Annotated in this window: 15 protein-coding genes; 4 read left to right on the top strand and 11 right to left on the bottom strand. The window is 59.0% G+C overall.

The features are described from left to right. Positions 1 to 66 precede the first annotated feature (66 nt). From QA639_RS28725 to QA639_RS28675, 11 genes are all read right to left on the bottom strand, one after another. Positions 67 to 912, bottom strand: a complete 846-nt coding sequence (locus QA639_RS28725) for an AAC(3) family N-acetyltransferase (protein ID WP_283087799.1) — start codon at positions 910 to 912, stop codon at positions 67 to 69. Next, positions 909 to 2849, bottom strand: a complete 1941-nt coding sequence (locus QA639_RS28720) for an alpha/beta hydrolase family protein (RefSeq protein WP_283087798.1) — start codon at positions 2847 to 2849, stop codon at positions 909 to 911. Before QA639_RS28720 ends, QA639_RS28725 begins: the two co-directional genes overlap by 4 nt. Next, positions 2815 to 4098, bottom strand: a complete 1284-nt coding sequence (locus QA639_RS28715; protein WP_283087797.1) for a TfuA-like protein — start codon at positions 4096 to 4098, stop codon at positions 2815 to 2817. Before QA639_RS28715 ends, QA639_RS28720 begins: the two co-directional genes overlap by 35 nt. A 15-nt stretch (positions 4099 to 4113) precedes the next feature. Further along, entirely contained in the window at positions 4114 to 5217 is a 1104-nt protein-coding gene (locus QA639_RS28710; protein ID WP_283087796.1) for a YcaO-like family protein, read from the bottom strand. A gap of 56 nt (positions 5218 to 5273) precedes the next feature. Further along, positions 5274 to 6167, bottom strand: a complete 894-nt coding sequence (locus tag QA639_RS28705; protein WP_283087795.1) for a JmjC domain-containing protein — start codon at positions 6165 to 6167, stop codon at positions 5274 to 5276. Beyond that, entirely contained in the window at positions 6168 to 7025 is an 858-nt protein-coding gene (locus QA639_RS28700) for a JmjC domain-containing protein (RefSeq protein WP_283087794.1), read from the bottom strand. A 45-nt stretch (positions 7026 to 7070) separates the two neighbouring features. Then, entirely contained in the window at positions 7071 to 7361 is a 291-nt protein-coding gene (locus tag QA639_RS28695) for a hypothetical protein (RefSeq protein ID WP_283087793.1), read from the bottom strand. A 216-nt stretch (positions 7362 to 7577) separates the two neighbouring features. Next, positions 7578 to 7766: a hypothetical protein gene (locus tag QA639_RS28690; protein WP_283087792.1), complete on the bottom strand. Its 189-nt coding sequence runs from the start codon at positions 7764 to 7766 to the stop codon at positions 7578 to 7580. A 183-nt stretch (positions 7767 to 7949) separates the two neighbouring features. Further along, positions 7950 to 9629 (bottom strand): DUF262 domain-containing protein, encoded by a 1680-nt coding sequence (locus QA639_RS28685; RefSeq protein ID WP_283087791.1) that lies wholly within the window; start codon positions 9627 to 9629, stop codon positions 7950 to 7952. A gap of 672 nt (positions 9630 to 10301) precedes the next feature. Continuing rightward, a complete protein-coding gene (locus tag QA639_RS28680) occupies positions 10302 to 12731 on the bottom strand; it encodes an SIR2 family protein (RefSeq protein ID WP_283087790.1) in 2430 nt (809 codons plus the stop codon). 1537 nt (positions 12732 to 14268) lie between these two features. Then, a complete protein-coding gene (locus QA639_RS28675) occupies positions 14269 to 14730 on the bottom strand; it encodes a hypothetical protein (protein WP_283087789.1) in 462 nt (153 codons plus the stop codon). 31 nt (positions 14731 to 14761) lie between these two features. Between QA639_RS28675 and QA639_RS28670 the strand changes: the two genes are divergently transcribed. From QA639_RS28670 to QA639_RS28655, 4 genes are read left to right on the top strand one after another with little or no spacing between them, the layout of a single operon-like run. After that, positions 14762 to 15475, top strand: coding sequence for a TnsA endonuclease N-terminal domain-containing protein (locus QA639_RS28670; protein ID WP_283087788.1), 714 nt, complete (start codon positions 14762 to 14764; stop codon positions 15473 to 15475). A 23-nt stretch (positions 15476 to 15498) separates the two neighbouring features. Continuing rightward, positions 15499 to 17856 carry an integrase catalytic domain-containing protein gene (locus QA639_RS28665; RefSeq protein WP_283087787.1) on the top strand — a complete coding sequence of 786 codons (2358 nt, stop codon included), beginning with the start codon at positions 15499 to 15501 and terminating at the stop codon, positions 17854 to 17856. 2 nt (positions 17857 to 17858) lie between these two features. Continuing rightward, complete coding sequence (locus QA639_RS28660) at positions 17859 to 18911, top strand: ATP-binding protein (protein WP_283087786.1); 1053 nt, start codon at positions 17859 to 17861, stop codon at positions 18909 to 18911. 17 nt (positions 18912 to 18928) lie between these two features. Then, the gene (locus tag QA639_RS28655; protein WP_283087785.1) at positions 18929 to 21379 is read left to right on the top strand and encodes a transposase; all 2451 of its coding nucleotides are present in this window, start codon (positions 18929 to 18931) and stop codon (positions 21377 to 21379) included. Positions 21380 to 21666 lie beyond the last annotated feature (287 nt).

The raw sequence follows: 21666 nt of genomic DNA, 5'->3' as shown, positions 1-21666 counted from the left end.
CCGCACGAGTTGCATAGTCGTTGACGCTCCGTTGGGCCCGCTAGTCTAGTTGAATGTGGAAGCCCATTATCGAAACTGCAGGTCTTTCCATCCCGATGGTGTGCCAAAGGCACTGAGATCACGATTTGCAGCCAGCCAATGGCTGGCGAAATCGACGGCGGGGCGCATCTTGACAGCGGTGCAGTTCGCATTGCCGATCAATCGGCGCGCCATATGCATGGCCGGGGTTTCGGCGATGTATCGTCCGATGGCCGGGAAGTCGCCTTCCCAGAGCAACAGATCGTCGACATCGATCCATTCATGCCCGGCCGGCCTTGGCTGCGGCACCGGCCACTTGCCGAAGCGGCGGCCGCGATAGGCGCTCGTGTACTCGGCTAGGTGCAGCGCCGTGCATTGCTGCCAGGATACTCCGAGCAGGACAATCAGCGCATCCCGGTCATACAGCGCGCCAAGCGGGCCTGCTGCCGAAAGCCGGTAAGCCAGAGGTTGATGCCGGGCGATTTCCACTGCGGCCGGGCCATTGGCCAGAAATGATGTGTAGGGATGCGATGACCTTATCGTGTCACGCAATTTGCGGAATGTCTCCGCAGTTGCGCCGATTTTTCGGCCGACAGGGGTGGCCGCCTTGTCGAAGACTGGAATTTCCTCAGCAAGTTCCGCCTGCTTTTTCTGCGTGAGCGGCGCGGCCACGCGCACGGACGGGTGGATCAATTGCGGCGTGAACCCGGGCATAACGATTGTGCAGCGGTTGCCTCCAACCTCCCGGATCATGGCGCATAGCGTATCCGCCCCGCCCCGTATGTGGCCGAAAGCCGAAAGTGAGGCGTGAACGATGACGGTTGTCGCCTCGTGAACGCCAAGGCCGCGAAGACCGAGGATAAGGGCCTGGGGTGTTACACCTGCCTCGGTCATGGCGCCCGCCGGTTCTCTGCCGAGACGATGGCAACCGTTTCACCGACAATCCAACGGAACCACTCCTGCTGGTTCGAGATGCGCGCTAGGCCGTGGTGCTCGTTGTCGAAGATTGCGAGGGCGGCGTCGACGCCGTCCGATTGCAGGCAGCGATAAAGACCGACTGCGTGTGATACTGGGACGAGATCGTCGTTCAACCCGTGCGACAACACGACCCTGCGGCCCTTCATTTTAGCGAAGTCGCAGAGGCTTTCCCGCCTATAGTCCGAGTTGGAAAGGTCCGGCGCGCCGTATTCGCGGATCCATTGCCAGGGGACATCCGATGTTAGCGCCACCTGCCGGAGGTCGGCGGGCGCGCCGTGACAGATGACGAGATCGGGGAGAAGCTGCTCCGCTGTCGCCAGGGCAAGATAGCCGCCGAAACTGCCCCCCATCAGGATCAAGGGCTTGTGCGCTAATCCGACTACGTCGCGAAGCATCTCCACTTGCCGTGCCGCATGGCGGGCAATGCCCGTCCGCCAGCGCTTCCAGCCAAGGTCGATCGCCCGGTCGCCATAGCCCACCGACATTGGCGGGTCGGGCAGGACAACGGCAAACCCTGCCTGGACGAAGGGCCACGGGTTCCAGCGCCACGGCCAGTCCGCCCAGGTCTTGCAGGGGCCGCCGTGGAACATGACGACCAGACCGGCCATTTCGGGGCGGTCGGGGCGGCAGATCCTGCTGGCAAGGCTCAGATCCTTGTCGATGGACTGGGAGACATCGTGCAGGCTCCCACCCAGATCAAGCGCCCGGGCGCCCAACACCGTTGTGATGCCAGCATCTCCGGCCATGTCGAAGAGCTGTAGCGACGGCATCTTGCTTAGTGACGAGGTGATACAGGCGAGCTTGTCACCGATAACCTTGGCATCCAGCACCGAGCCATCTATGGCGAGACAGTCGGAGGTGGCGCGGTCAAGATCATGCAGAAATAGCTTCCTGCGACCGCGATCCTCGGCAAGCGTTACCAGTCGGCGGGGGTTACAAAAGCCAACCGGCTGGTGCCAGAGTTCATCCGACACTCGAACTTCTTTGTGGGAGCCGTCCTGAGACAGCACGACAAGTCGCTGGCGCAGCCCGCCCGGCGGGTCGGCGACACAAACGCCGGCGCACACGACTTTTGCTCCGTCCAAGTCCGATACCGCTCTAAAATACGAGGTTTTCTTGTCTAGGTAGCGGGCGATTTCGCGTCCGTCCGGCCCGAGCCGGATGAAGCCGAACCGCCCATCCTGGCAATCTCCTTGCACCACTGCACCGACAAGAAGGTTGCCGTTACCCATGACCGAAATCTCGCCGGTCGGTTCAAAAGCCAGATCGGTCTGCCACAGGTGCCGCCCGTCTGCGGCGTCGAGCCGAACAAGTTGCCAGGCCCCAGCCTTGGAACGCGTCTTGCCAATCGAAGCGAACCGGTCGGTGAACAGCATTGCGCCGGGCATCCGGTCCCCGTTTGCTTCTGCGGGCCGCGCGGCGCCGATATGTTGGCTGAGGCAGTAGATATCGGTACCATCGCCGCCACATACCATGGCCGCGATGCGGCCTTGGAGCCGGTGGACAAGATGGTTCGTTTCGGCGCCCGCCGAGATCCATACCGAGGAGCCGGCGCCGGCCCCCGACGCATAGGCGACCCGGCCGTCTGCGAGGTTGACGCCCGTATGGCCGGAAACAACGTCTTGAAGCCCCCAGCTTCCATTGGCAGCCAGTTGGAAGACCATCAGGCGCGGCAAATAGCTGTCGGAGCCGGCATCGGGCAGTTCTCCGCGAACCACCAGATGCGTCCGGCTGAAGTCGGCAATCCGTGTCAGCCGCGGCTCCATCGCGATGATGTCGAAGAACGCGGTCGCCGCGCCGCTGTCTGGCTGTTTCCGATCAGGCATGGACATGTGCCAGAAGTCGCGCGGCATCACACTCCGATGCAAGCGAGACGTCGAATTGACAGGCCAAGCGAAGCGCAGTTTTCACGTTCAAGAGCCCCCGCTCCATGCAGCACAAGGCGAACTCCCCATCTGAATGGCACTCATATAGGGCCATTAGAGCGGCCTTCCATTCGGCTGCGCGGGCCGGCGCAAATCCGGTCCGCGACAGATGGCGGGAGAGGGTTGCTACAAGGAACGCGCCGCCGTCCGCCCCCCACGATGCGTCCGGCAAAGTCACCCTTGCTTGGGTTCCGGGCGCTAGTCGAAAAGTCCGGACTAGAACCCGTTCCGCAACCGACCACGAGCGCGTCGCCTCCGTCGGGCTACCGAAGGGACTATTGTCAAGGGTCGCGCGGCAATAGCCAGCCCTGCGCAACACATCTTCGGCGGAAGTGAAGCCAGCGGCACTCGACCTACTCACCACGGAGGCCACATAATTTCTGTGGTATTGCGGGTAGTCCGCATCCAAGAGCTGCGCGAACGCGCTGAGCTGGCAATGGGTCAGCGGAAAACCGGCCCGAACCCGCCGGGTTTCAAATTCGCTCGTCTTTGCAAATGATGTTTGCCACCGAATATCCGGACAGTCCGCTTCAGCGCATTCTTCCAGCCGGTCGATATGGAGGATGGCTTGCCTAGCGTCCTCAGCCTTGACATCGGGCTTGCCGCGGAGCTCCTGCAGCAACAACTCTGCCTGTGGCGCGAAACCCGCCCGGTCCAGAATCTGCCGCATGACGTCTAGGCTTCGCAGCGTGAAGTGCACATCCGACAGGAGGCATATTATGCCTTGCGCCGCATCGGCATCGAGCCGTCGGCGCTCCAACAGGTCGGCGACCGCAAAACGCACCGAGACCAACGGCACTGTCAGACGGCTGTGATGGTCATACGGAGAATGCAGCACCGCCACCTCGCTATCGTCAGAAACTGTTCCGTCGCAATATGCGCGAGCGACCTTGCCTAGGGGAATGGCGCCAACATCCCGCAGTTCCGCCGCGCGCAGAGCGCCAAAGCTCGCGGCGCCGAAGATGCGCACGCCCATGGCGAGATGCGCCATGATTTCCTTGTGCCTGAGAGGTGCGAAGTGTTGATATACCCCGTCCACAATCAGGACGATGTCACCTGGGCCCAAGGGCAATGAGAACAGCGAGCCATGCCGGACCGGGCCGAGATATTCCACCTTGGCATCCGGGCGCTCCGTTGCGCTGAGGCTCGGGCCGATGAAGACAAGCTTCCGGGGCATCGTGCATCCACGGGTTCAGGCTGGAACCTTCATTTCCGGCGACGGCCTCATTCCTGGCGCAAAAACCTGGACGACGGGCGGAAATGTTTCTGCGTTGCGCTGCAGTTCGATGGCGATAACAGATTGCCCGGTATGCCCGTGAATGGTCTGAACGATTTTCCGGATGGCGTCGTCAGGGGCCGAGCTGCAGTCCGGATCGGGGGTAAGCACGCGGCCTGGTCCTGCGGTCCCGTGCAGATCGCGTGGACCGCATTTGAGCTCGTCATACATCCAAGCCGGAATGTCGTCACGCAGACCGCTTACGATCGACATACGGCTCTGCACGGCTTCCAGGACGGCTCGTTCGATTGCAAACCGCTGCGCTACATGACACCCGGATCCTCCAAATATCTGCGGCATTTCCGACTGCCGGAGATAGCAGGCAAACGCATATGTGCCGTCAAGCGAGGTCAACCGATAAAGGCTGATCACCGTTCCCGTGGCTCGAACCGCCGCGATCGCGGCGCCGCAAACGCCGCCGATTCCATCCAGGTCCATCCTGCTATCATCCGAGATTGAGGACCGATCCAAGGCGTCGCGCTCTACCAGTTCAAGCAGGGCGTGCAGCGTCGCCTCCGCTAGGGTGTTGCCGGCGGCAAGCCCGTTTGACGTGCGGACGAATGTCGGGAGATGCCATTGCTCTTTGAACCATCCCCTGAGACCGACCGCTTCCACCGGGATATGAATCGGGGCCATGTCCACGATATCCAGCGCCTCTGTCCAGGCCAGCCGGGTTTGTTGGTCGCAAATCGACGCGGGATGCCGATTGAGCGCCATGACATCATAGTGCAGGTCGAGGTCCCGCGCCGCCGCGACGACCCTCTTGTCGGGTTCGAACTGCTCGGCCACATGCGCCTCAATTGCCTCCATCACCGCCGAAACCCAGGCCGAATCCGCGTCGAACCCCTTTCCGGCGCTGACGGTCATTGTTGCGGCCAATGGGCGGACGGCGGAAAATACGGGGATGCCAATCCGGTCGAGCCCCGTTAGTTCCGAAACGCGCGATATGCCGTAGCTCGCCAGCAGCGGCATCAGGGCCTGTTTCGTTGCGGCCACGCGCGGTCGGGCAAATCCGGCCATGCCATGCACTCGCGCCTCTCCGGTCCCGGCGAATACGCAAATCCCCATATCCGGGTTCAACGTTTCCTCAATTCGATCGACTCGCGCAGCATGGTCTCAATATCCCTGTCTATCAGGAATTGCTGAAACGATGTGGAGAGACGCTGGATCTTGTCCGGCATCGGCAACTGATGGTGCGATTTTTCCAATGCCGCAAAGGTTTCCGTCGCCATGAAGTTGGCAAGAATGACATTTGCCATGTCCATCGCCGTCGGTTCCTCGATAGTGATGGCGAGATGGATTGAATTGCCTGTTCGGGCTGTCGCGTAGTGCGGGCATCCGTGCGGCATGTAGAGAACCTGACCGGCGCGCAGGGTGAATTCCAACCGATTGTCCGGATCGATCTCGCCTTCGTGCAAGGTGGAATTACTGTGCGAGCTTTCATTCAGGCGGCCGACGACCCAATCCTTTTCGCCGGCAATCTGAAGAACAAACACATGCGCGCCGTCCGTATGCGCCCGCATGGCGGTCTTGCCCGGCGGGCTCAGGAAGACGAAGGCCTCGAGATTGCCAGCAAAGGAATCCCGCAGCCCGTTCACGAGGCTCTTGATGGCCTTGTGCCAATGCTCAACCTGGCTGAGCTTGAATGTTCCGCCCTGGGCGAATTCCGCCTTGATCTGATCAACATCGGCAAAGCCATTCAACCGGTGCCCGGCGACCACGCGCGTCGTCGTGATGCTGTGGATCGCCGAGCGGACACCTTCGTTGAAAACCGTAAAATAGGGGCGGCTCAGCAAGCCGCATTCCAATTCATTCCAGATTTCCGTCTCGCTGATTAGCGAAGAGAGGTCTGCATTTGAATCGAATATGGCAGGTTCTTTCGCCCAATAGGTCGCGAAGAAATTGCGCCGGTCTCCGACCAGATCCTCCAATCCAGACGGGGAACCCGCCAGACAGCCCTCGCTCGGCATCTAGCCCCCTTTCGCCCGGCAATGGGCCAGCGCACTGGTTAGCCATCGAGCAGAGTTTCCAGGCTGCGCCAATACCAGCAGTTCTTTGCGAACCTCATCGCATTTTTCCGGCAAGGCACGGGTATGATGCCGGTTGACGAGATCGGGGCAAGCTTTTCCGAATTCTCGGAGCAGTCCCTCGAGCAGGTCCTCCGGCGATGGTTCGCATGCCGTCACGGTCAGATGAAACGACCGGCCGTTGCGCGCCATCGCATCATGCGGCAGACCATGAGGAAGATAGAGGACATCCCCCGGCTCGAGGCCAATGACTTCCATTGGCCGGATATCGTTGATATCCAGCCCTGCATGGCTAGGGGCGTCATGATTGTTTGCGTATATGCGCCATTCCTTGATCCCTTCGATCTGGAACGCGAAGACATGCGCAGCATCTCGATGTGGCAGCATCCCGCGATTGTTGTCGGGTGTCAGAAACGCATAGGAGGTCGCCGCGACATCAAAGCAGTCCTCGATCTCCCTGACGAGGCGCCGGACATCACGATTCCAGTCCGACAGATCGTTGAGCTTCAGTGTCGCGCCATTGCCGACACAACTCCAGATCGCCCGGGCATCGGCAAAACCGTCGATTTTCTGACCAATGACATCGCGTGCGAAGGTGTAGCTTTCTGGGCGCGGCGACCGCCCATCCTGAAGTATCGTAAAATATGGCCATTTCAGAAGACTGGCGTCCAGCATGGCTTCGATTTGCGACACTTGCAGCAAATCGGCAGGTAAAAAACTCTTGCGCCATACGCAATGAGAGGAACGCCAGTTGTCGCGCTTAAACGCCGTCGAGCGAAGAATCCTGAAAATATCGGACATTTACCGAATTCTCAGCAAAGGATCGGGATTTGGATTCCGCCACTTTCAGGCTTCGTTTATTTGGCTCACAACCATGACAGCCGAATCGAAGGCGCCTTCCTGCGAACTCAACAAGTGCCTATGGCTCACACTGTCGGGTACAGCTTCCAATACCGCGTGGCGACCGTTAGGATCTCTTAAGGTCGAAACCGTCACCTGATTGTCGTGAACAGAGAGTGTAACGGTCGCATTTCCGGCCTTTACGACGATCTGCACTTCGCCGTCCTTCAATTCACGGCTTTCTTTAGGAATTTTGATTTCGGTTTCAAGGGTATTTTTGACATCTCGGATAGACATATGACTGCTCCCGATGTGCATTATACTTTCAGATGAAACAATGCCCTTTTACCACCCTTGGTAAGACTTGTCCACGACCCAGTTGAGTGAAAACTGCCGTTCCTATGTAAGGCCGCTGGAGAGGAGGACGGCGGGGAAGAGGTGGGAGCGCCGAGCTGCATAAATGCGTCGCTCTGGCGTTCCTTGCGTCGCGCTGAGATTGGGATCACTCAGTCTTCAGATGCCGAACGTCTCCGTTTCCGTCTCATCCTCGACAAACCACTTCGCCGGGAGCCGTCGCGCAATGGAGGAAGCAGTCTGCGCGAGAGCAGGCGACGCCTGCGCAGCGAATCCCGCTGCCATGGCTCCCATTGAAGCACGAATAAAAAAACGACGAGCCAGTGGAGATGAATCAACGTCAAACATGAAATTTCCTCCCCGTACCTAACCGCTTCGAAAGCTGACCGTCAGCCGCTCGAACTCAAAGGGCAGCGCTCTGAGACCGATGGGAATGCAACCCAAGTAGCCTAGCACACCTCAATGCTAAAGGTGAGGCAGCGCAGTGCGTGGAAGAATGCTTTGTCGAGGAGCGGCTGCTAGGCGCGCGGCTCAATCGAGCCTCCAGAACTGGGTAATGGCACCAATGATCTCGGCTTGGCGTTGCTTTAGTGTCGCGATCGTCCACTCCTTTTCCTTCAGTACGTTGCTTGTGATCGCGAAATTGGCGACACCAGCTTTCATCGCGAAGTACTTTTCCTTCTTCTCCACGAAGTCATAGTTGCTGGCCTGGGAGTTCTTGCGGCGGGTGAGAAGAACCAGGTTGGCAAGCTTATGAACCCACCGCTCGCGTTCGGACGGGTCTGGAAAATCAGTCAGCCATTTGCTTCCCACGGAGGGATTCTGCGGAAGCACGTGTTCGACGGTGACAATCGGCTGATTGTAGACGGCGCTTCCGCCGGACAGCAATTCGTCAAGCCGGAGCAGGAGCGGCAAGCGGATGCGCGTGACCTTGTAGATGTCTCCCTCCAGGGCTTCCCGGACGGATTTCTTCTCGTCATCGCTCAACTGGAGAGGCGACGCGGCGGCGAACAGATCGTCACCAGCCTGAATTGAACCGAGCAGCTTTCCGTAGCGACGAATGCGCTCGGACGGATCGCTCCTCATGAGGAAAAGGCCGTAGGCGAGCCGCTCCAGGTCAGATAAGAAACGAAGAATGAACTCTGGGCTCTCCCTTCTTCGGGCAATGACCTCGATCGCGGGGGGCTGCCAGTCGAAGTTGTCCAGGCGGGACAGGTGCGTCAGCTCGCGGTTGATCTCATCAGCGTGCTTAAAGCTTACAAAGCTCTTGTCGGTGATTTGCTCATATGCCTCGGCGTAGGGCGACAATTCCTTGTTGATGAAGTTTGCAGGGGTCTTCCGGCTCGGCACGAACTCGCGGAACTCCGCGATCAGCGTGCCCTGCATCTTCTGCTTTCGATGGATCATCCGGATATGGCCGAAAAGCTCAGCGAACCGCGACCTCCCCAGCTCGTCCTCGATATCTTCCCAAATGTTGGTGAAATCGTCTTGTTTATCGACGGGCAAGGCGCCGATGATTTCGGCCTTGAGAATATCAGCGGGAGATAGATCCAGCCCGCGTGAATTAAGGACGGAGAATATCCGGAAGGCCGATTCTTGGTCGGAGGCCGCCACTATCACCAGATAACAGCGTTGCGCGATATACATCGTGAGCCGTCGCCGCCGCTCATCGGACACGTCCTTCAGCTTCTCGCGGAAAAACGCGGCGTTCTCGACCATGCGGGCGCGCGCGTCCGAATACTGCCGGGCATCGGGCAAGCTCTTCGTTTGCGCGTCATTCTGGATCATCGAGCGGAAGAACTCGGCATCCCGCTCCCTGGGTGTTAAGCGAAAGACGTCGGCAGTCTCCTTGATCGGGTCGCCGGTCTGGCAAATGTAGTTATGAATTGCTTGCCCGATTTTCGCATCCGCCAGGTCGCGGAGAACGCAAAGGAGTATGGTTATCGTTGTAAGGCGCTGCTGGCCGTCTACGACGTCGGCTTGAGGTGCCAGAGGGTTTTTGATCAGGACGATACTGCCAAGAAAGTACGGGCTCGCGTTAGCGACATCCCCCGCATCGCCACAAGCAGTCGTTATGTCATCAAGAAGTTCGCTCGCCTGCTCGGTGGTCCAGGCATAAGGGCGCTGGTATGATGGGATACTGAAAAGGTACTTGTCGCAAAAGATATCAAGTATCGGCTTTTCGTTTGCTTCAATCGTATGACGAGTCATCTGTTCTCCCTGATATCGCTTCCCCGGCGCTGCCTCTCCGTACCGGATACGGTGGCAAAGATACTATTTTCGGTTGTGAATGAATTCGCAATGTCTTTTTGTGCTGCCGCGCGTGGTCAAAAGTGCGGGTTTGTGTAAAAAGTAAGAAAACTGCGTTGGGACAGAAATGGAGCCCGCGAAGGGCTTACGCGGTGGTGGCTTCGACCTCAACAACGAACAGGGCGGATTTTGCACGAACTGCCACGCTGGAGAAAATCCTTACATAATCCATCCGAAAGTTGATCTAGGTGGCGATCTTCTGATCTTCTTATAGGCAAACTCAACAAGCCACCCCGACCTGCCAACCTTTTCAACAGACCGCTACGATCCTTTCGTTCCCGCTTCGTGGCGAGCGCAGGCGTCAGGTCAAGGTCTCATCTGCGCAGTGCATAGTGCTCCCAGCACACAATCTGTTGTCAGTCGCCGTGATGCGCTCCCGCCTATCGGCGGACCCATGCTCCGCCAATTTCGTTGAAAAGATTCATGGCCCCCCAGCCGCTAACCAAAGTGATTGACCATGGTCGGGGAATTTTCGACGGTCACGTACTCCGTCGCCTAGCTAGGAACAGCAGCAGCATTCCGAGCCATATGGCGATTTCGGCTGTCCGGTTGAGTGGTGTCGGGCCGCCCCAATTAGTCATCATCTTCGTCCATGCTGCTTTCGGACACTTGACCTTGAATTCGACGCACGTACCTACTGATGATCCGAGACACGTCGGGGTCACCCAGACGTTCCTCAGCGTTTTTGAGCATTTCAATTGCTTCGTCGAAATATGCGTAAGAGCTTGTTCTGCGATAATACTCCACCCCGACGTCCGCATATGCAGTCAGCAACGTCTTGTTGAGCGGGAAGCGACTGATGCCGAGTAGGGCCATCTCGCGAGCGGAGTCGAGGATTTGTAGGCGATCCTCCGGGAGAATGCCTGGAACGCGCACAGCGCGAGCGAGCAACAACTGGACCTTATAACGATATACCGGACCGTCCGCTCCGAAATCTTTCTCGAAAATTCTAATTTCGGTCTCGGCCTTCTCGTAAGCTCCAGCACCGATCAAATTGCGTATCAACCGGTGGCGCGGCACCCGCTCCGAAGGAGCTAACGACATTAGTTTTCTATAAAGGCGGTTCTGGACATCTTTTTCAGGCAAACGGGGAATGCCTGTATCGACGTTGCAGAGTTCGCGGATAGTCCTGATTTCGATATCGTAGGTTGGGCTTAGATTATCGATCACCAAATCAAACAGATCGATTACCTTAGCGATGTCGCTGAACTTGAACCGAGTAACGATCGCGGCAATGACCGGATGCCGAGTGCGCCAGCCGAAGATTCCGTCCTTTGGCTCAATGTCGTATTCGCTAACGATATCAGTTAAGCGGTCAAGCGCGGCTGCGATCGTTTGTGCCGGAATTCGCAAGATGCGAATTAGAAGCTGGCGGTGTATGCGCACGCCCGCCGTCTCCATGGCGGCCACGTATCGATAAACGTCCTGAAGCTCAGGAACGAGGTCTGCGTATTCCCGAAGGATGATGTCGTCGAAGCTCTCCGACGCGAAGATGTTCTTTAGGCAAACAAACATATCTGCTTCACACCGATCGATCAGGCGTCGGCGGCGTTCAGGTCGCGAGAAACCGCTAAACATCGGCTCGACAAGGCGCCGCAGCGGTTCGCTGATGTCAATGAGTTGTAGAAGGCGTTCGATCTCTTCGTTCGAGAGGCGAACAAGGGCGAATTCCTTGCCATTGCGATATAGCGTCGGAGATTTAACGCGCGGGTTCCATTGATGTCGCGTTGTCGTCAGGATGATTTTCAAATGTCCGTTATCGTTCGCGAACAGGCGATCCACAAGTTCGTTGAGCGGGTAAAGCTGGCTGTGAGCATCATCAATTAATAACGCGCCAACCTTTCCTTGTTCACGCAACTGTTCTGCTACTGCAGCCCATTGTTCAGGAAGTAAGGGGAGGTCTGGTTTGTGTTCCCAACAAAGGGTGCCTGCTTGCCTCAGTCGCTGGAGGACTTGGCGGGCGGCCGTGGTTTTTCCCACGCCACTCGCTCCAAGGATGATCGCGACCAGCGCATTTTCGCTATTTAGATGGTCCATTACCGTGCCCGCGACGGTGCGCTCGAACGTTAACCCGCCGAGAATATCGGCGTGGGTCGCAGGCCAGCCGTTGAACATCGCGCTTGCATCGGCGCGCTTTGCGTCCGACGCGTGCGCAACGTCGATGGTTACTGGCTGCAGAGCAGGGTGTCCGTCGAGAGGGTCGGAGGTGTCGCGTCCGTCCGCGTCCCCGAAGTGTCTATGAGTGAGTGCCGCAAAGAACTCATCGATTCCTGCAAAACAGACAGAAATGCCTCTACGCTCGAAAAGGACAGCGCGGTCGTGATCTTCGGTATAGAGAAGTAGAACAATTTGGCCGCCGTTTTCGGCTTTTGCATTAATCGCGGCGGCGCGGTTCACCACATCGCGAATGTCCGCGTCATTCAGAGAGTGCCCGATGATGATCAGACGAGAACCTGCGAGGTCCCCTTTGAGGCGGTCATAAAGGAACTCCCGATAATCGATGGTTTGGTCGTAATCGGTCTCGGACAGGATGATACGCGACTTGTTGCCGTCGGAGATGTCTTTTTCGATTGTTCCGTGCAGCTTGTATAACTTGATCGCAGCTGGATTCGGATCGAGACCAAAATCGAAATTCGAAGAAATTGGAACGATTGGCAATGATCGCCGCGCATAGCACTGCTCGATGAGATCGTCATAGTTTGTCGTGAACAAACTCCGCCATTTGTAAAGGGGCAGGTTAAGAAGGCCGCCGGTAGGCTTGAGGCCCCTGAATAGATCACGAATGACCGCAATTACTTCAGCGCGAGAATGCTTCTGCTCGGCAAGGCTGGCGACTTCGGAAAGGTTGAATCCCGTCGTCGGCAAACTGAACTTCTTCGCCAGATGATTGACTAGTGCCTGCGCTGAGGGGGCCTTAGACGGAATTGATGATCCCGAGCCGAAGAACAGAACGGTTCTTGTTGGGTCGATCGATTCTACGAGCTGATTTGTACTTATCGGCATGCTAGTGCCCCCCACCAAGCACACCTTACACGGGTGCCCCGGCCGATAAAGGCATCCAAAGGTCTTGGGGACAAGCGCGCCTGAATTCCTAGGGGGCGATCTGGACCAGTATCCACTGGTTAATCGCCATTGGTCAGTCAAAGCGCCCAAGCGTTGGGAATATTGGCTTTTTGGGCTTGACTGGCGGAAGGGGTGGCCGCTGGAGTCGGCTGTTGGGCCGTGCGCATCCTGGGCGTGACCGAGAACACTATATGGGTTCGCGCCGGCGTCCGATGTGACGTCTGCCATCGTCTGCACGGCTGCTACGATGCTTCGCTGAACTGGAAAGTACCGGCGGAAGCGCAGCGGAGACCGGAGGATCGGTCCGCTCGATGAAATCTGCGTCGGTGCCGAATGCATCGACGGTGATCCCGCGCACTATCGCGGAGGCAGGAAGTCTGCGCGGCGCAAGTCGGCCAGCAATATCTCGCGATCGCGTAGGCTAAAGATGGGCGGACAGCGCAGAGGCAGCGCCAGCCACGTCGACGCTCAAGTATCGATTTTGCAATGGTTGCCCACTACGGATCCGCTGCGGATTGCTCAAGATCCTGAGTGCGGATACGCGCTGCCACTCGCCCGGTAGCAGAGTGGCAATGATGGCGGTCTGACGGTGACCACTCTCGGCCCGCAACGGCCGAGAATCCGATCTGGCCGAGATGGGCGACTACCGCATCGTCGTCCGGCGGCGAACCAGCTGACCGGCGATCCTGCCGGCATCGCCGAGTGCCTGGTCCGAGCCCATCCGTGCCAACAGCGCGTACGGGCTCTGTTTCAGAAGGCGTGCGAGGAACTTATGAAGGCAAATTTCGTAGAATTTTAGCCGTCGAGGTGAATGGAATGGAGAGCGCTTGCAGTATAGAGCGCTTGCGTGTATAAAGAACAACCATCCCCAAATCGATCACACTTTTGACGGCGTTGCGCTTTGTGCGCAAGGCCTGACTCGGCCGAGATCCGGAAGGATCCGCCCGGCGGACGAGGTGAATTCTCCTCGACGCGTTTTCCAGTCCGCACCAACTTCCGGCATCCGCCGGCCCGAGGAGTTCCCATGATACATCCCGTGGTCGTCCGGAGCTGATCCAGCTCCGTAATCTCGTCTCCCAACGGCGCGATACGTCTTGGGCGGCTCCGCCGGTTCCCCTCAACGACTGAAGTCCGCGCACGCTGACGAAGCGATGTGGAGATTGTTCGGGCACAAGTTGACCCGAGGAGCAATCTCTCAGGCGATCGTCGCGCTTAGGAGGATTCCGGCTAAGTCACCGGATGCCTCGCACGTGCTTTAACGCGGCATATAGAGGCGGTCGAGGGGCATCGAACCTTATTGAGCATGATCGAGCGGCGCGTTGACATGCGCGCCGAACGGACCGTCGTGGGCGTCGCTGAAAAGCGAGTCGCTCCTTCACGTCGGACGACCGGGAAGTTTCGAACCCGGTCTTCGCCTCGAGGAGCGCTGCCTTCGGCATCTGCACTGAATCCGATGAAAGGTCGTGGGCACCACGTCTCAACACCGCAGTCCATAGCCCGAAGGTAATGCCGAAGCAAACCCGCAAACGGCTCGTTTGTGGGAACGGCGGAGCTTTGCCCGCGGCACGGTGAACGATTTCGACCGGATGTCGATCGCAATCGGAAGCCGCGCCTCCTCCACCCCGAAGGAAGGACATGCATTATGTGCACCAAACCCAAGACACTTTCGCTCATCGCTCCCCGACCGCCGCTGGTCGTTTGGGACATCGTGGTTTTCGTCGATCGGGAAAGCCGCCTGGTCGCGCATTGCCAAGTCATCTGTCGCGATCGCGAGACGGGAGACCTCCTTGCAGAGTCCGCGTCCTCGCAGGCGCGCGTCACGATCGGAGACTTTGTCTAACTGATCGGCGAACGCCGAATGTCGTCGATCGTCGTCGAGATCAATGCCGAATGGATGGCCGATCCGCGCGCCGATGTCTCTTGGGGAGTTATCAGTCATGAGTAGTGTAGATAATCATACTCGCGCGACCATGATCGCGGTGTCTAAGGCGACGATCGTAGAAACGCCCGACTGGCATCCGATCCGGACGTTCGTGGAAAGGGCCCACAATAAGCCGGTCGGACGTCTGGTCTCGCGGAAGTCGAAGCGCGCCATGCCATGGGAAGGTTTTGGCGAGCGGCACTTGATGATGATTTCCGAAGCGGACACCGCTGTCGAGCGTTTCCTCGCGCAGCCGCATCGCCTCGAGATCCGAGTGGAGGGAGGGCGTCGTCGACTGGACTACTTCCCCGACCTGATGCGGAGGATGGCTGACGGGACGATCGAGATCATCGAGGTCAAGAAGTCGCGCGATGAGATCGACGCTGATCCCGACTACGCCTTCAAGATCGCGAAGGCCGCGAAAGTCTATGAAGCCGTCGGCTGGACCTTCCGGATCGTGGCCGCGGACGACGATGTGGACATCGATCCGCTTCTTCCGAACGCGCAGTCGATCTTCGCCGACAAGTTCGCCTACATCGGCACTCCCGAGCGGCTCGCCATGGAGGAAACCTTCGAAGCGAAGGGTGTGATCGCACACGCCGAGGCGATTGAGACGATCGCGGCCGCGGGAGGCCTCTCGGAGAACCGCGCTCGGAAGGTGCTTCACGCGCTCGTCTGCACGCGTTCGGCAGGTATCGACATCACCAGGAGGATCACGCGCGATAGCGCAGTGACGAAGCCGAAAAGAAGGGGGCGGCGCTAGGCGCCGTCCCGACAGGAGGTTTCATGACCACTCTCAATCTCAAACCTGGCGACATCTTTGATTTTCCGGACGGGCGCTTCCGTTTCCTCGAGGAATGGGAAGACGAGACGCTATGGTTCATCAAGAACACTGGCGCCCGGCTTCCGCTGTCCGAGACCCGGCTTGTCGACATGTTGGGGGCCGGTGAGGCGAAGAAGATTGATATCTTCAAACGGTCTGACGGCCGGCCCAAGTCGGTCAACGATCTCGGTGAACTCGCGCCGGGCGAGGAATTCTCGCCGGAAGCCATTCGCGCGCGCACGCTGCAATTCTTCGTTCGCCAATGGGACGATGCGAAGGGCCCGACCCTCGGCCGCAGGGGACTCAAGGACTTCATCGGCGGCTTCAAGCACGACGATCGTCTGAAACTGCTGAACCATCCTGTGAATCCGACTGCACTCTACAACGCGATCGTCAATTGCGGCGAACCCGGCAATCGGCCGCTCCGTGTATTCCGGTCGTTGCGCGGGAAGACGGAGAGGAAGCGCTTCGGCAAGGTCGTCGAAGAGGCGCTTGACCAGGCGGTCGACTTCTATTGGAGCCTGCGGCCTAGAACGTACACGGACGCACACGCATACTTCCGCGACCTCATGACCAACGCGGGCGTCCCCCCTGAGGATTTTCCTCGCCGCATGGAGACATTGCGCCGACGGATCAACCGCACGATCAACCAGAACAATTGGGCTCGCAAGTATTCTCCCCGCGAGGCCACACTCAAGTTCGAAGGCGTAAAGGACAGTCTCTACGCCCGAGAACCGCTCGAACTCGTCGTTATGGACCACACGGTGATCGACACCTTCGTCGTGTTTGACAACGAGTTCTTACTTCCGCTCGGTCGCCCGACGCTCACGGTCGCGATCGACGTCGCGACGAGAACGATTCTTGGTTATCTGGTCTCCTTCGAGCCGGCCAGCCTTCATTCGGTCCTGACGACGCTCAAGCGCGTCAACCGCAACAAAAACTACATGTCCAAGCTGTTTCCCGACATCAAAGGAATCTGGGACGCCTGGGGCCTACCGAAGACGCTACTCGTTGATTCTGCATGGGAATTCAAGAGCCCGTCGCTGCAGGACGCGCTACGCGATCTCGGCACCGAGATCATCTGGTCCCCCGTCCGAACGCCGCAATACAAAGTGGTGGGCGAACGCTTCTTCAAGACCCTCAACGACCGCCTCTTCCACAAGCTGCCCGGTGGCGTTCCCGCTGGTCCGACCGAGATGCGTCTGATCGACGTCAAGCCGCGTGAAGACGCCGTGATCAGCCTCGGTTCGCTCGACGAAATCATCCACGAAGCCATCGTCGGCTACCACGACGAATTTCATACGGGAATCGACGACATCCCGGCCGAGGTTTGGAAGCGGAGGCTGAAGAGCAGGGATGTTATCTCCGACATTAACGCGCTCGATCATCTGCTCGGGCGGATGGCGCGGGTGCGTCTGACGCGCCGCGGCATCCGGTTCAAGCACATGGATTTCCACGACCAGCAAAAGACGTCCAAGCTCCTCGACGACCTTTCCAGGAACGCCAAACGTCGCGACCAGTCCAGTTCGCCAGTCGGCAGCGCACGCTGCTGGGTGACGATCAAATGGGATCCAATCGACGCAAGCTGCATCCAGGTCTGGAACGACGGCGTCAAGCCGCCGCGCTTCGTCACGCTGCCGAACCGGGATCGCCAGTTCGTCATGATGCCGCCTGGCGCACATCGCCAGCGCGACGCAAAGAGCGAGTTCACGCGACCGATCTCGTTCTGGAACGCCGAGAAGGTCCGCATCTTCGCGAAGGAAACTGGAATTCCGTTCAAGACCGACCAACAGAAGTGGATTGCGCGCAACAAGCTCCGCCAGAAATGGGAGCGGATCGCGGGCATCCTGCCCATGCGCGACACCAAGGAAGCCGTCCGCGGCCTTGCTCAGTCGCAGGGGATGTTCGACCGACCTGTCGGATCTACCGCCCCCGACGACGCGCCGATCGCCGCGTCCGACGTGCTGTTTGCGACGGCAGAACCGACGGTCAACGGCTACGGTGAGGCGACCCTCGTCCCGCAACAGGTGGCCGCCTTCGAGCGCGAGGAAGACGAGCGCCGTGCCAAGGGCAAGTCGCCCAGCGAGAAGCAGAAAAAGAAGAGGGCGCGCACCATGCGAGACAAGAAAGAGGCCGAAGCGGAGGCCCGCGCCGCGGCCGCCACCGAGAACGCCAAGGAGCGAGCTCGCGAGGCGGCCTCGCAGAAGGAAGCGACTAGAGCCCGAAAAGCAAAGGACAAGCCAGCTCCTAAGAAGGCCGCGGACTCCAAGAAGGGAGATCCGGACATCGATCTCGACAAGTTTCTCGATGGTGAGGAATGACAATGAGCAACGCAAAACCCAAGCCAACCCGCCCCGAGACTCTAGTCTCGATCCGCGCGCGGTTCAAGGACATGAAGGTCGATAACACGCGCCTCGACATGATCGAGGCCGAGATAAGCGATCTCATGGAGGAGACGGAGGCGGTCGTCGCCATCGATCGGAAGCACGAGGCAGACGCGGAGAAGAACGGCCAGACCATCAAGTACAGCGAAATGGAGGTGATCTCCGTCATTGGTCCGACGGGGTCGACCAAAACCACTTCGGTCGAGAAGATCGTCGAAAAGTGGAACAAGAGCCGTCCAGGTGAAATGCCCGTAGTCATAGTGACGCTTCGCTCGTCCACCCGCAACGAGAAACAGCTTCAGGTCCAGATACTCGAAGCGTTCCAAGATCCCCAGGCCGACGTAGTGCGTAGATCGTCGCATGGTTACTCGCCCGATCAGGCGATCAGGGCGATCCGGAATATAGCGCGCTCCAAGAGAACCTTCATCGTCGTCCTGGACGAGGCGAACAACATGATCGGACAAGACGAGATCGCAACCGCACGCCCAATGGCCAAGGCGATCAAAAGCCTCGTCAACGAGGGCGTGTTCTCCGTAGTCGTCATGGGCACCGCCAAGGCTCACCGTCTCTTTGAGGCAGACCCTGAGCTCAATTCACGGAAGATCGCAGACATCAATCTCGATCCGGTCAACCTCAACGTTCCTAGCGAACGCCGATACTTCTTCAAGTTCGTCGGACAAGTCGATCGGCAAATGGAGCGCGATGGCATCGTCGAGAGAAGGATCGGTCTGATCGAAGACCTTCGGAGCCGGGCCATGGTTTACGACATGTCGGGAGGTGTCGTCGGAAACGTGGTCCGAATGCTGCGCATTGCCCTTCGTCTCGCCCACCGTGACAAGCGGCGGAGCATTGAATGGAAGGATATAGAGATCGCGTTTTATGCTTGGAAGACCTCGCAGGTCGACGAAAACGGCCATCAGGTCGAGGTCTACGATCCGTTCGCGGAGGGGCCGCAGGCTCAGACTCTCGAAGCGGTCAAGGAACTTGGCTAGGCACCCTGGGTTCAACGATGTCCGATCTTAAAATCCGCCCTTTCGCCGCCGATATGCCCAAGCCGATAGAAGGCGAGAGCCTTCTCGGGTTGTTCAGTCGTGCCCTGGAAAGAACCGCCATCGACAGACTGAAGCGGGGGCTCGCGCTCGCCGGCGTGCAGCCGTTCGGCAATCCTAGCGGTGTGAGCATATCGGAAAAGCAGGCCGACGCATTGGCGATACTTTTCAAGGTGGACCGCGAGGATATCGTTCGACGACTTCACCCCAGAGGGAGTTTCGACCATCGCAGCACTGCGCCGATCGATTTCTTCGGTACGAAGCTCCGAACCCAGTATCTGGAGACTATCTTCAGAAGGGTGTCCCCCCGCGCGCTTGCCCTCTCGCCGTACCACAGGGCCATCTGGGACTTGCGACCGTTGTGCTTCGATCCCACCACGCGGGAACGCCTGCTGGTCACGTGTCCCGTCTGCGGAGAGAAGCTGCGGTGGTGGTTCGTCCGAGGCCCGACGCACTGTGAAACCTGCGTGACTGACCGAGGGTTCCCTAAGACGGACCTGCGCGACTTTCCGCAGCCGCTTTTGGAATTCGGCGACGAGGAAGCGATCGATTTCGTAGTAGACCTCGTCAATCCGGATCCAAAAAAGCGCGAAGTCGCGCGCACACGTCTTCCGGCGGAACTGGCCGAAGCGTCGAACTCCGACGTCTTCGAGGCCGTCATTGCCATCGCGAGCTGCTTCCGCCCGGAATTCATCAGAAAGACGATTTTCGTAGGCCGGCCGTTGCGCGCCGGCGACTTCGAGGGGTTCACTCCCGATTTGTTGGAGATCGCCGGCAGAATGATCATCGGCGGCAGAGACGGCTTCGCGGCCGGCACGGCCAGGCTGCGCGCGCGCATGTCGGAAAGAAAGGCCGCTCACGGACTTTTCGCTGAAGTCGGTCCGCTCGCAGGGACCGTCAACGATCGGAGCCTGGCGCCGGTCGTCCGAGCCTTCCTTGTCGAAAGCCTTCAGAGGGACCTGACGGACACCAGCGAACTGGGGCTCGTCCGGAGACGTCTCGGTACGGTCAAGCCGAAGTCCGGCGGCCCCTGGCTAAACATGCAGCAAGCGCACGAACTGTTCGGTGTTTCCAAGCACGCGCTGCAGCGCCTCGCCGGAACCGGGATGGTGGAAACCAGGCGTGCGGATACCGAGCAGTCGCCGGTCCTGATGAACCGCGACGAGATTGCGCCGTTCGCTGCCCTGTACAAGGACGCGATGGACGAGATCAGAGCCAAAGCAGCCCTTCGGATCTCGACTGCCGAACTCCACGAACTGGCCGACCGGGGAGTTGTCGAGAGGATCGAGGAGCCGGTAAAGTCCATGTTGGACAGCAAGACCGTCTTTCGCGCGTCATCCGTCAACGCGCTCCTCATGGCCATCAAGAAGCGCGCAGCACCAGCCGATCCTGCCCGGTCGATCAGAAATCATTTGTGGAATGCGGCTCGCAGGCTACCTTCGCCGGTGCCGTGGACGGCGATCATCGAGCTGATCCTGTCCGGAGACATCAAGGTCGAGCTCCTTCGGGATGATGGAAATGAATGGCGGAAGTGGGTCGCGCCCGCCGACATCGAAGCTTTCGAGACGCTCGTTCGGCTGGAGCAAGCCAAGCGCCCGGCGGCGCTGGGTGCCTGGGTGACCAGAATCCAAGCGGCGGAGATGCTCAACGTCGCGGAAAGCTCCGTCTGGAAGGTGGCTCGGGCCGGGTTTCTCCATAGCAAGCGCGAGGGCCGCGGCACGGTCTATCGGCGCTCGGACGTAGCCGCCGCTGCACGGAAGTTCATCTTTCTACCGGAGATGCTCGAGCGATCGCCCTTCAAGGTCGAACATGAGGTCGGCCGCTGGCTGAAGTCGGTGGGTATCGAGCCGCTCTCCGAATGGAGCAAGAGCGTCTTCCCGATCTACGGCAGGGCGAGCTTCGAGCGGGTCGTTTCCTCGTTGCCGCCGGCGATCGAGGATGTCGAGATCGAGGAGAGGGCGGCCAAACGCGTACCGACCGACGTCAGGCGTAAGGCCGTCGCGGAAGTCAAGACCGGCTTGTCAGTTTTCTTCGTCGCGCGGCGTCTCGGAGTGAGCGCGAAGGCTCTCACGGCCTGGGTCGCCCATTACAACGAGCACGGAGAGGTCCCTCCCGCCGGCAAACTCGACGGTCATGAGGACTACATCCGCTCGGCGATCGAGGCTGATCCGTCGGTGAGCATTCACGCCTTTTGGCAGGCCTTCAAGAAAGATAAGGTCAAGGTAGGGTACACCATCATGTCCAAGTTCATTGCGGATCTCGGATATGAACGGGACGCTGCGGGGCGCTTGGTGCGCAGATCCGTGAACTTGAACAAGAAGGTCGCCGACCATGCGGGCGCTGCGCTGCCGGGGGATGGTAGAGGCGATGTCGAGGTCCTCGATCTTCGTACCCGAGATGCGGCCGAGTAATCGTCGAGCCCTTCTGCCGGCGGCCGGCGCCATCTCCGTTGGCGGACAACTATTGGGAGTCGTTTCCCGCGGTTTGGCGCATGCCCGCGCCTTCATCGAGGGCATCTCATGCGGTCGTCGCAGGAGGGTCGATAAGTGCGATTTCGACAGTGGACTGTGTTCAACAGGCACGGATGCAGGTCATCCGCGTTCCGCAGTATTGGCTTGGTGCTGGTGGCATCGATCAACAACTCTCTGAAACCGCAGCCGTCGCTTGATAGAAAGTGCGAAAGATTCTGGACAGTACC

This window comes from Bradyrhizobium pachyrhizi, from assembly GCF_029714545.1.
GTDB classification, from domain to species: Bacteria; Pseudomonadota; Alphaproteobacteria; order Rhizobiales; family Xanthobacteraceae; genus Bradyrhizobium; species Bradyrhizobium pachyrhizi.
This window is presented reverse-complemented; position numbering and strand designations above follow the sequence as displayed.